Source organism: Flavobacterium sp. (assembly GCF_028689845.1).
In the GTDB taxonomy this organism is placed as follows: Bacteria; Bacteroidota; Bacteroidia; order Flavobacteriales; family Flavobacteriaceae; genus Flavobacterium.
Genome location: NZ_JAQVCH010000006.1, coordinates 81,680 through 94,552, shown reverse-complemented (window position 1 = coordinate 94,552; position 12,873 = coordinate 81,680). Strand labels below are relative to the sequence as shown.

The 12,873-nt window shown below is 32.9% G+C and carries 7 protein-coding genes; 2 read left to right on the top strand and 5 right to left on the bottom strand.

Features of this window, described 5'->3' with window-relative positions:
- Positions 1 to 3 precede the first annotated feature (3 nt).
- Together PHR76_RS04175 and PHR76_RS04170 are read left to right on the top strand one after the other, a co-directional pair.
- Positions 4 to 3,225, top strand: coding sequence for a CHAT domain-containing protein (locus PHR76_RS04175; RefSeq protein ID WP_300058871.1), 3,222 nt, complete (start codon positions 4 to 6; stop codon positions 3,223 to 3,225).
- A 182-nt stretch (positions 3,226 to 3,407) separates the two neighbouring features.
- Positions 3,408 to 4,637, top strand: coding sequence for a hypothetical protein (locus PHR76_RS04170; RefSeq protein ID WP_300058869.1), 1,230 nt, complete (start codon positions 3,408 to 3,410; stop codon positions 4,635 to 4,637).
- A gap of 148 nt (positions 4,638 to 4,785) precedes the next feature.
- Here PHR76_RS04170 and PHR76_RS04165 read toward each other — a convergent pair whose 3' ends face one another.
- Genes PHR76_RS04165 through PHR76_RS04145 form a run of 5 tightly spaced genes read right to left on the bottom strand, consistent with a single transcriptional unit; the run spans position 4,786 to position 12,851 of the window.
- Positions 4,786 to 5,268 carry a hypothetical protein gene (locus PHR76_RS04165; RefSeq protein WP_300058867.1) on the bottom strand — a complete coding sequence of 161 codons (483 nt, stop codon included), beginning with the start codon at positions 5,266 to 5,268 and terminating at the stop codon, positions 4,786 to 4,788.
- Between the two features lie 14 nt (positions 5,269 to 5,282).
- Positions 5,283 to 6,398 (bottom strand): efflux RND transporter periplasmic adaptor subunit, encoded by a 1,116-nt coding sequence (locus PHR76_RS04160; RefSeq protein ID WP_300058865.1) that lies wholly within the window; start codon positions 6,396 to 6,398, stop codon positions 5,283 to 5,285.
- A 2-nt stretch (positions 6,399 to 6,400) separates the two neighbouring features.
- Positions 6,401 to 10,738, bottom strand: a complete 4,338-nt coding sequence (locus PHR76_RS04155) for a CusA/CzcA family heavy metal efflux RND transporter (RefSeq protein WP_300058863.1) — start codon at positions 10,736 to 10,738, stop codon at positions 6,401 to 6,403.
- 57 nt (positions 10,739 to 10,795) lie between these two features.
- Positions 10,796 to 12,196 carry a HAMP domain-containing sensor histidine kinase gene (locus tag PHR76_RS04150; protein ID WP_300058862.1) on the bottom strand — a complete coding sequence of 467 codons (1,401 nt, stop codon included), beginning with the start codon at positions 12,194 to 12,196 and terminating at the stop codon, positions 10,796 to 10,798.
- A complete protein-coding gene (locus PHR76_RS04145) occupies positions 12,189 to 12,851 on the bottom strand; it encodes a response regulator transcription factor (protein WP_300058860.1) in 663 nt (220 codons plus the stop codon). The genes PHR76_RS04150 and PHR76_RS04145 overlap by 8 nt, the downstream gene beginning before the upstream one ends.
- Positions 12,852 to 12,873 lie beyond the last annotated feature (22 nt).

Here is a 12,873-nt window from a genome sequence, read left to right as displayed (position 1 = left end):
GTCATGTTAAACGCTAAACTTTACATGCTTTATTTATTCTTGGGTCTCAGCTTGATTTCTCGGTCCCAGAACTCGCATACAGCGAATTTAAAACAGTTAGACGGTCTTTTACAACATCAAAAATATACTGAAGCACAAGCGTTTACCAAAAAGAACATTTCTCTTTTAAAAAATCAAAAAAGCTATTTTTTACTTACCGATTATATCTATTATACTGGCAAAATTGAGCAGCAATTACAAAATCAAACTATTGCTACGCAACTTGCCAAACAATTGGTACAAACCATCACCACGGGAACGGATTCAGTAAAGATTTTACGGCAAGCTCATTTAAATCTAGCCATGTATTATGAATTTATTGGTGATTCTCAAAACGCCTATGATTCAGATATCAAAGCATTAGAATATACCAAAAAATGGAAAGAAGCAACGCCAGAGCATTTTGGTTTAATAGAAAGTAATTTATCGGTTTTAGCCAATAGAAAAGGAGCTATTTCAATTAGTATTAAACATGCCAAGAACGCTTTAAAACTCTTCGAGTCGTATCCGAAAACTGAAAAGAAAAACCTTTATGTGATTTATAACATTTTAGGAGGAACCATGTGGTTTGAATCAAAAATCGACAGTGCAGTTTTGTACTATCAAAAAGCTGGCAAAACACTGCAGTTAATGGAGGTTAATCCGTTGAATTCCTATTATAGACAAGCAATATTGCATAATAATTTAGCAGCCATTTATGAAGTACAAGGTGATTTGGAAAAGGCTTTGGAAGCCATGAAAAAAACCATTAATTACCTCAACTTATTTTTAAAATCGGATGCTTCGGATCAAAAAAGAGAAGGAGCACAAGAGTTTTTATACACAGCCATTGATAATTATGCTGGTATTTATAAAGAAATGGGCGATTTTGGAAAAGCAAAAGAATTACTAGAATATGCTTATAAAGAAAAACAAAAACATTTTAATGCCACTAATCCGGAACTGTATAAATCGAAGGTTTTATTAGGACAAATTTATCTAGCTCTAAAAGAATATGCTCGGGCAGAAATATTTTTAAACAACGCCATTGCTCACCTTAAAAGCGTAGAATCGGGTCCGAATTATTGGAATGCAGATGCTCATTATTCTAAAGCATTATTATATGACGAGCAGGGTAAAAAAACACAAGCCAAAATCTATTATGACCAAGCAGAGCAATTATATATTGCCGCTTATGAAGGTTCGTATGACGAATTATATTTAGATTTCAGTATAAAAGCTTCTCGTTTTTATGCCCAAAATCAAGAAAAAGACAAAGCTCTTCAAATGGCTCAAAAAGCGTATGCCTATCTCAAAGAAAACCAAGAATCAACCACTTCATTTGAAATTCAACAAGCTTTGAATTTAGGTAAAATCTACTATGATTTAGGTGATTATGAAACGGCCTTAAACAAAGCCATGGCAACCACTGCGTTAGTTGAATCAACTGCAGTAAATCAAATAGGAAACACAAATTCTTCTTCATTTATCCTTTACCAACCCGAAACGATTTTATTAAAAACACAAGCGGCCTACCAACTTCCGAAAAATAAAAATGAACTTACTTTTTTGAAAAAAACTTTCGCCGAAGTGAAAGAAGCCATTGTGATTTTAGAAAAGCAAAAAAAAATGGTGGGTGAAGAAAACAATGTTTCTATTCTAATTGAGAACAACTCGAATTTATTTATTTTTGCAAAGCAATTAGCCCTAGAACTCTATACTAAAACGAAAAACAAGAGCTACCTCAACGAAGTGATAAGTTTACACGAATCGATTTTATATAACCGCATTCGTTCCCGATTAAACTCCCGGTCATCGATGGTTTATGCCAATGTTCCAAAAAAAATCATCCAAGAAGAACAACACATAAAGCAATCAATTAAAGCATCGCTTACGAAATCGGGCAACATGGAAGGTTTTATAAAAGCCAATTCGCAGTGGACAACCTATTTAGAAAATCTCAAAAAAAATTATCCAAAATACTACCAACTCCGTTTTGCAACTATCACGCAATCGGTAAAAGATGTTGAACAAAAACTTCCTAAAAACACTACAGTAGTTCGTTATATTTATGCCGAAAAAGAATTGTATGCTGTTTTAATTTCGAAAAATAATACCCAACTTTTCAAACTCAATCCATCTACTGTTGTTGCAAATATCAATCAATTACAAGATGAAAAATCGTTATTCAAAAACAACTTTAAAACGTTGAACACCTTATATACTAGTTTGTGGAAGCCTTTTGAACAACACATCAAAACCAAACATGTAGTCATTATTCCGGACCGCGATTTATTCAATTTAAATTTTGAAATGCTCACCCCAAAAGTAGTGTCAAACTATAAAGAAATGGCAACAACGAGTTTGCTCTCAAAATATATTATTTCCTATAATTACAGTTTATTTTTAATTCATAAAGAAAGTCAAACGGTTGGTTATCAAGAAAATTTTGTCGCTTTTGTTCCTGAATTCAATGACAAAATGAAATCCGATTATCAAATTTCTATTAAAGACTCGTTGCAATTAGACAAAACTTACTTAACACTTTTATCGCAACCTTTCACAAAAGATTTAGCAAAAGAATCGGCTCGGTTATTTGGCGGAAATTCTTTTTTAAATGAAAATTCAACCGAGAAACTCTTTAAGAATAAGGCCAAAGAACATAAAATCATTCATATCGGAACGCATGCTGAATCCAATAATGTTTCGCCAGAATTATCGCGTTTGGTTTTTGCAAAATCTATAGATTCAACTACTACCGAAGATAATTATTTATACACCTACGAAATATACAACACCAATTTATCTTCTAATCTTGCTATATTAACCGCTTGTGAAACAGGCAAACCTACCTATCAAGCTGGCGAAGGAATGATTTCGTTAGCCCATGCTTTCAATTATGCGGGTAGCGAGAGTATTTTGACCAGTCTTTGGAAAATTGACGAACAATCAAGTGCCACAATTATTGAATCTTTTTATAACTACTTGAAAAAAGGTTGGGCAAAAGACAAAGCCTTGCAACAAGCCAAACTAGATTATATCGCTACTGCGGAAGGCCGAACCATTCATCCACAATATTGGGCAGGCTTAGTGTTAATTGGCGATGTTGCACCCATTGAACTCTCTTCTTCCACCAATTTCTTATATTGGTTTTTAACGGCAATTGCTATTCTTATTGTAATTTTTATTTTTCGTAAAAAAAGTTAAAATAATGTGATGACATCTTAATTCTATTTCGATGTAAGGGTATAACCTTTAATCAAAGAATTATGAAACCACTATGATCATATATTATTTTGTGCTTTTTTAGTTTAAACACTTTTGCACAAATAATAAATGCTTTAGAAAGTAAAGTTCTTTAAAACACAAAATAGTAAAATCGATAACTTATGAAAATTAAATTCTTTTACCTTATTCTGGGCCTATCAACGTTGACATTAACAAGTTGTAATGGACAAAACAGTAACGCTACAAAAAACACGAGTCAGCCAAAATCAAAGAACATCGCTTCAAATTTTGTATCAGGAAAAGATTATGTAGAATTCAAAAGAGCACGAGTTTTGGATAAAATTGGTTTCTCTAAACCTGTTGAAGCCTATAGTATTTTGACTCCGAGCAACTGGAAGTTTAGCGGTGATATACTTTGGAATGCTCCTGGTACATCTTGTGCAGGCAATTATGTAAGTATAAAATCTGTTTCTCCAGACGGAAAGTATAGCTTTGAAATGATGCCTGACGTTCTTTGGTCTTATTTTGAAGATCCACAGTTAGATCAATTTGCCAGACAACAACAGCATACGCAAAGCTGTAACTATGCCCAGCCCATGAATGCCATGAATTATTTTAAAAAAGTTTTTGTACCAAATGAATTAGGAAATCCACAAATAATTGAAGTAAAAGAAAACCAGAAAGCCCAACAAATATTAGCAGAAAAAGCAGAAAAAAATCGGTTAAAAATGATGCAGTATAATCTAGGACAAATACAAAATTATACTTCTTGCATTACTGGTACCGTAAGATGGTCTGACAAAGAAGAAGCACTTATTATATGCGGAGTTATGATTGGTGAAACAACTGTTTTTAATCAATATGATGGCACTTCTGCCAAAAACTATATTACTTTTATTACAGAAAGAATCGTTTTTAAATATCCTGTGGGAGAAAAAGAAAAAGCGACAAATATGCTGGCTGTAATGATGGGAAGTATTAGAACCAATACCGCTTGGAAAGAAAGTGTAGATGATTTCTGGGAAAAAGTTCGTATGCAAAATCACATCATTCACTTAGGAAAAATCAAAATGATAGATGACCAAACGGCACAAATGGGTAGAGATATAATTAATAAAGGACAACAAAATTTAAATGCCATGGATGCCAATATGCGCAGTTGGGAAGCCAAACAACAATCGCAAGACCGAATGCATACCAATTTTATTAAAACCATTCGTGAGGTTGAAAATTATAGTGATGCCACTGGAAAAGTTGAATTAGTATCTGGCTATAATCATGCTTGGAGTCGCAGTGATGGCAGTAGTTTTATTATGAGTGACAATCCTAATTTCGACCCTTCCTCTGTCTTTCAAGACCAGCAATGGAAGGAAATGAGAAAAGTGGATTAACTTTTCGTTTATAAGCCAAAATTTTTTATTTTAAACCCTTCATTGGATTTGTTTTTGACATTTCAAATGAAGGGTAACTTATTAAATATCTTTAATTTAAAAGTAAGCAATAACAAATCTACTAGTGCTTTTCGTAGTGATTTAATAGTTAATGTTCGTCATCTACCTTTAATGATTCTGTTTTAATGTAATTATCTCGAATTTCAGTGTGTCGAATTTCACCACCTGTAGTTCCGGTTTCTATTCCTAAAATCACTGCTAAAATTGCAATAATAAACGCTAGATAGGAGATGAATTTTGCTTTAGCATGGTTTTTAAAATTCAAAAACAAACCAATCAAAGACACTAAACCTAAGGCATACAAAACGATTGCTAGTTTTTCTGCCATTTCTTCATGCTCATGAATAATAGCATGTCCAATCTCGGGAAAATCTTCCACCATATGCTCTGCTCCTTCTCCCGTTGCCATGCTTAATCCCGCAAAAATAGCGGCCACTACAAAGAGTACATAAGCAACATTTTTTATGACATTATTTTTATAAAATAAGCCTGCAATTAAAACCCCTAATCCAAAAATTGACCCAATAATTGGAAAATGATTTACTACCATGTGTAAATGTGCGTCGTTCATGATTTCTATCGTTTTTAATTAATATCAAAAACTCCTTTTGTAAGAATTTTTGAGTTTTTATTCACTTTACTATTTTCTATTATTTCTATAAATTGTGCTGACGATTCGCCAACTTGAACCGCTACTTTTTCAAAAACATACCCCGTGTTTGTTTTTGATTTTACTAAAAGTACATAATTTTTATCATTCTCCGTTATCAAGGCATCAGTTGGGATACCCAACCCTTTTTTGGTTTCTGTTAAAATTTTTGCTTCTACAAACATTCCGGTTAATAAACGTTGTTTGATTGCTTCATCTAATTGTCCATGAACCATAATCGTTCTATTGTTTCCTTCTATCGATTTGCCAACCAATACTACTTTGGCTTTAAATTCATCTTTTGATGCTTGCGGAACGGTAAATAAAATAGTTTGACCTTCTTTTATATGTAAAATATCTTTTTCAAAAACGGCTAATTCAATTAGTAAATGATTCGTGTCTACCAATTCCAAAATAATATCGGATGGAGCCATAAACATGCCAATAGAAGCATTCATCACTGTTACATCGCCAGCGATGGGAGCATAAATCGTGATGGTTGAAGATAAATTTCCTTTTTGAACTTGAGTAGGAGAAATATTTACTAATTCCAATTTCTTTTTCAAACTTTGGTACATTCCATTCGCTCGTTTATAATCACTCTCCGCTTTTAAATAGTTTTTTTGGGAAGCTATTTTTTCATCATACAGGGTTTTTTGTCTTTCAAATTCTGATTTTAAATAACTGATTTGTTCGGCTACTTCAAGATACTCTTTTTGCATATCAATAAACTCCGTGTTTTCAAGAGTAACCAAAGCTTGGCCTTTTTTAACTTTATCACCAATTAATAAATGGGTTGATTTAATATATCCGCCTAAGAAAGTAGTTATTTTAACTTTGTTTGCTGGTGGAACGTCAATTTTACCTGTTGCTTTTACAGTAAAATTAAACTCCTTTTCTAGAGGAGAACCAATTTCCATTTCCATGGTTTGAAATTGTTCTTTAGAAACCGTAATTTCGTCTTCATTTTTAGAAATAGCTTCCGCTGTAGCTTCTTTTTTACAAGCAATTAATCCGGTTCCAAGAAGTAATAAGTATACTATTTTTTTCATTTTTATTCTAAGTTTATATACTGCAAATTTAATTGCGTTAAGTTGTATTGTAAAAGTGTTTCTAAATAATCCATCTGAATTGAAGTTGCATTTTCTAAGCTCATAATGTATTGGAAAAAGTCAATTTCTCCCTGTTTATAACTCCTATCCGCAACTTTAAAAATTTCTTCAGCTAATTTTTTACCGTATAGATTATAGTACGTAATGCCATCTTGGTACTTTTCTAAGGTTTGATGCTGTTGTGCTAGGTAGGCATCCAATTTTAGCATTTCATTTTCTTTTTGGCTTTCCCAGCTTTGTAAAGCTAATTTAGCTACTCTATTTTTGGCCACATTTCCATTATAAAATAAAGGTATTGAAACCCCTACTTGAAAACCATATAAAGAGGAAGATAAACCCGAATTATTTCCTTGAAAATATTCTACATTCAAATCAGGTAACGCTTGCTGTTTCTGAAAGGCAATTTGTTTTTTATAAATTTCGGTAATATTCTCATAATAAGAAGAATAAAGTTCTTTATTGTTAGTAGCACTCAAATTGATTGCTTCTTTAAGTTCGGTGTTTTTAACTACTATTTTCTCCTCACTTTGAACTATCGATTGAAGTTTTTCATAAAACCCTTTTTTATCTTTTTCTAGTTGAATTAATTTTGTGTTAATCTGACGGAATTTTGCTTGTGCCGTTATTTTTTCAAGATAATTAGTTTCTCCTAATTCAAATCGTCTATCACTTGCTTTTGAAAAATTTTGATACAAACTATCCAAATAGATATATAATTTTTGCTGATGTTGCAAAAACACAATTTGATTATACACCGATGCTATCGAATGTGCTACTTGATTTTTTTGTAGAGCTAAGTTTGAAACTTCTTTATCATATTCTGATTGAAGTACATTTTTATGTGCTCCATAAACGGTTGGAAATGCAAAATTTTGTTGTACTCCAAACACTTTTAAGGGCTCATTATTTGACGCTAAATTATTTTGATCATAGTTGTAGTAAATCGATGTTTTATCAAAAGAATAGGCCGTATTGATGGTTGCTTTAGCTTGGTCGACTTGCAATTGTAACGCTTTAACATTTTTGTTATTTTCTATTCCTTTTGCGATTAAACTATCGAGTTCTCCATTTCCATTTTGAGAAAATCCAATGCTCGTTGATAAAAACAATAAAATGATATACGTTCCAGCTTGATGTTTTTTGAATTTCGCTTTTTTGAATTCTTTCGTATCTAACAGTTTATATAAAACGGGTAAAACCAGCATGGTTAAAATTGTGGCAGTAAATAAACCCCCAATAACAACTGTAGCCAAAGGTCTTTGCACTTCTGCACCAGCCGAAGTCGAAATAGCCATGGGTAAAAACCCTAATGCGGCGGCGGCGGCCGTTAATAAAACAGGGCGTAATCGATCGGTGGTGCCTTTTAAAATTAATTCGTTGATGTCTTTCATTCCTTGGTGTTTTAATTCTTTAAAATGTTCGATTAAAACGATTCCGTTTAAAACAGCAATTCCAAAAAGAGCAATGAATCCGACACCGGCTGAAATACTAAAAGGCAAATCGCGAAGCCATAAAAATAAAACGCCTCCAACCGCAGATAAAGGAATAGCAGAATAAACCATTAACGCTTCTCTTATCGAGCCAAAAGCAAAATATAATAAGAAGAAGATCAACACTAAAGCAATCGGAACGGCAATAAGTAAACGAGCTTTAGCACTTTCAAGGTTTTCAAATTGTCCGCCATATGTAACGCGATAACCCGTTGGCATTTTTATTTGTGTATCCACAATCTTCTGAATATCATCAACCACACTTTGTAAATCGCGGTTTCTAACATTAATACCCACCACAATTCTTCGGTTCGTATCGTCTCTTGAAATTTTAGCTGGACCCGTAGTGTATTCAATTTTAGCTAATTCTTGTAACGGAATTTGCTCTCCAGTTGGAGTTGACACATATAAATTTTCAATATCCTGAATATCGGTTCGGTTTTCTTTATCTAACCGAACAACCATGTCAAATCGTTTTTCACCTTCAAAAACGGTTCCCACAATTTTTCCTGCAAAAGCTAACGATAAAACATCATTTAAATCGGCTATATTCATACCAAATTGTGCAATTTTCATTCGATCATAGGTGACCGCCATTTGTGGTAAACCTTCTGTTTTTTCAATAATAATATCTGATGCTCCCTCTACATTTTTAATCGCTTTGGCAATTTCATCCGCTTTTCGAGCTAAGATATCTAAATCATCACCAAAAACTTTTACGGCTACGTCAGAACGAGTTCCAGAAATTAATTCGTTGAAACGCATTTCGATAGGTTGTGTAAATTCGAGTTCCATATTTGGAATTTTCTGCTCAATCGCTTCTTTTATTTTATCGGCCAATTCATCTTTGGATTTGGCTGAAACCCATTGCGATTTTGGTTTTAGTTTAACAATAACATCGCTTTCTTCCATACTCATCGGGTCAGTTGGCACTTCTGCTGCTCCAATCCTGCTTACGACTTGAGAAACTTCAGGGAAATTTTTCAAAATAACTTGCTCAATTTCAGTGGTTATTGCTATTGTTTTGGTTAAGGAAGTTCCTGTTTTTAAAACCGGTTGAATTACAAAATCACCCTCATCCAAGGTCGGAATAAATTCGCCTCCCATTGTGGCAAACAAGCCAATAGCTAGTAGTAACAAGCCTAAAGCACCGAACAAAACCTTTTTAGTATTCGAAATTGCCCAAGTGATAGATGGTAAATACCATGAATTTAATTTACGGATTAATTTATTGGAAATCGAGTTAGGGTTTTCGATTGTTGGTTTTAAAAACAAAGAAGAAACCACTGGAACATAGGTAAAACATAACAACATTGCTCCTATTAATGCAAAACTAAACGTTAACGCCATCGGTTTAAACATCTTTCCCTCTACCCCTGTAAGTGATAAAATGGGAATAAATACAATTAAAATAATTAATTGCCCAAAAATGGCTGAGTTCATCATGCGTGAAGCACTTTTATAAGTGATTTCATCCATTTGTACTCGTCGTTCTTCTTTAGATAAGCCAAATAAGTGTTTCGATTTTTGGGCGATTTGAAAAGCGATGAATTCTACTATAATAACGGCTCCATCAATAATAATTCCGAAATCAATAGCTCCTAAACTCATTAAATTCGCATCAATTCCGAAAATGTTCATAAAAGAAATAGCAAATAATAAACACAACGGAATGACGGAAGCAACGACTAATCCAGAACGCCAATTTCCTAATAATAAAACTACCACAAAAATGACAATCAAACAGCCTAAAATCAGATTTTCAGCGACGGTAAATGTCGTTTTTCCAACTAATTCACTTCGCTCTAAAAAGCCATTGATATAAACCCCTTTTGGCAAGGTTTTTTCTATTTCTGCTACTCGCGTTTTCACATCATCAATAACCTGTTTGGAGTTTCCTCCTTTAAGCATCATGACTTGGCCTAAAACTTTTTCACCTTCTCCATTTCCGGTGATTGCTCCAAAACGGTTAGCAACCCCATAACGTACCTTGGCAATATTTTTAATATAAATTGGATTGCCATTTATGTTTTTAACAACAATAGTATTGATATCGTCAATCGATTTTACTTTTCCTTCTCCCCGAATAAAATAACTCTGATTGGTTTTTTCGATATATGCACCGCCTGCAATACTATTATTTTTCTCTAAAGCTGTAAGTACCTCGCTAATTGAAATATTCATTGCTTTTAACGAAGAAGGTGTGAGTGCAATTTCATATTGTTTCAAAAATCCACCCCACGTATTCACTTCCACAACTCCTTTTATACCAGACAATTGGCGTTTCACAACCCAATCTTGTATGGTTCTTAAATCAGTAACTGAATATTCGTCTTTATATTCCGGTTTTACTTCTAACGTATATTGGTAAATTTCGCCTAAACCCGTTGTAATTGGTCCCATTTCGGGTGTCCCAAAACCAGCTGGAATTTTCTCGGATGCCGATTTAATTTTTTCTGCAATTAATTGTCTTGGTAAGTAAGTTCCAATTTCTTCATTAAAAACGATGGTCACTACTGACAAACCGAACTTTGAAATAGAACGAATTTCTACTACTCCAGGTAAATTAGCCATTTCCAATTCGACTGGATAGGTAATATATTGCTCAATATCTTGTGTAGAAAGATTTTGAGAAGTAGTAATAACTTGAACTTGATTGTTGGTTACATCGGGAACGGCTCCTATCGAAATTTGAAAAACAGAATATATTCCGAAGCCAAAAATACCAGCTGTAAAAAGAAGTACAATCAGTTTGTTTTTAAGACTAAAGGCGATGATTTTTTCGAGCATTTTAATTTCTATTTATACTACAAAAATATAGTATAAATTTACGAATAAACTTAAGAACTACTTAAGTTTTGCTAAAGGAAAGTTTAAAACAAATTCGGTTCCTACTTGTAATTCGCTTTTTACAGAAATCTCTAGTTGCAAAATAGTACAAAGTCGTTTCACAATAGAAAGACCAAGTCCAGACCCTTTTATTTGCGGATGATTTGTTCCATGAGACCTAAAAAACGGATTAAAAATTTTTTCAATATTCTCTGCGTTAATACCCAAACCCGTATCGGCAATAGTACAACTAATTCCCTTGTCTGTTTTGGTTATTGAAAGGATTAATTGCCCTTCTACCCGATTATATTTAATTGCATTGGAAAGCAGGTTTTCAATAATAATGGATAAAAGATAATGGTCTGAAGTCACATTATAATCTTGATCAAAATGAGTAATAACCTTTATCTGTTTTGCTTGAATACTATCGGAATACCGAATTAAAGAATCAAAAAACAAACCGTTTAAAAAAACAGTTTCTTGTTTGTTATTTTGTTTTTGATTTTCAAAACGGGCTAATAATAAGAGTTGGTCTATCAGGTAATTTAACCGATCGACTTCAGCAATACAAAAATTAATTTTTTCTTTATATTCTGCTTCATTTCTAGGCTTCCGAATCAACACTTCCATTGTTCCTTTTACTACTGCTAATGGCGTTCTTAACTCGTGTGAAGCGTCTGAGGTAAATTGCTTTTCTCGTTCAATTGCTTTTTCAATCCGATTTAATAAACTATTTATGGTTTCAGATAAATAATACAATTCGTCTTTATTGGAAGGTAGTGGAATTCTTTCTGACAAATTATCTTTGGTTATTTTACTCGAAATTCCCATGATTGAACTCACGGGTTGAATACTTCTCCCAGCAAAAAATCGAGCAATTAAAAACAAAACAACTAAAATAATTGGATATGAAATGAGCAATATATTTTTTAGAATTTCAACAATTTCAAAATCTTTTAAAGACATGGCCACAATCAAATAACCAACCGTTTTATGATTACTCTTGATTGTTGTTTGAATTTGCCTAATCGGGATTGAATTTAACGTAGTATTGATAAAAACATTGTTTTGATCAGGAGATTGAAGACCTAAATCAGACGATTTTAAATTGGGCGATTTATCGATGAGTTTTTTATTTTCATCATAAAGTTCTACAAAAACAGGATTTACATTAATTGAATTGTGCTCTCTAGCCAACCAATGATCGGCTTGAATAAAGTAAGCTTCTTTTTCATTACTAACAACATCCGCGAGATGCTTAGCTAACTCTTCCTGAATTTCTTCGTTAACATGCTGATTAACAGAATAGTTAACGGTTTGATAAATGAATATAAAAACAAAAGCAATTAAAAAAGCACCACTTACTAAATAATTAAAAGCAATTCTGTTTTTAAACGAAAAATTAAAAAAATTATTCATTGGCAATATATCCTACTCCGCGTATTGTTTTAATTAAATCATGTTCTTTAGACAAGCTTAGTTTTCTTCGTAAAGCATTCATAAAGACATCTATAACCCCAGTATCATATTCAAAATGGATATTCCATACCTCTTCAATGATATTATTTCGGGTACACACTTTTCCCTTATTATCGATTAAATAGGCTAACAATTCAAATTCTCTATGTGTCAATAAAACTTCCTTATTATCAACAAATACTTGATAGGTATTTTTATCTATCGTGATATTACCCAAGGTAAGTGTTTTAGAATCATTTTGCGTTCGAAAATGAATTTTTATACGTTGAACTAGTTCGTCAAAACTAAATGGTTTTTTGATATAATCATTTGCTCCCGCTTTTAAACCTTCGATGGTTTCTTGAACAGTATCTTTTGCTGTTAAAAAAATAATAGGCGTTTGCGTATTTTCTTTCCTAAATGCTAAACATACTTCTAACCCACTTTTATTGGGAAGCATCCAATCTAAAAGAATCAATTTTGGTTTTTGAATAAGGGCCATTTCAAGCCCTGCTTCTCCTTCGGTGGCAATTAACACCTCGTAACCTTCTTCTTCTAAACCTTGTTTTAAAAAAGAGGCAATTCCTACTTCGTCTTCAACCACTAAAATTTTCATTTATCTTGTACAAATTTAATTC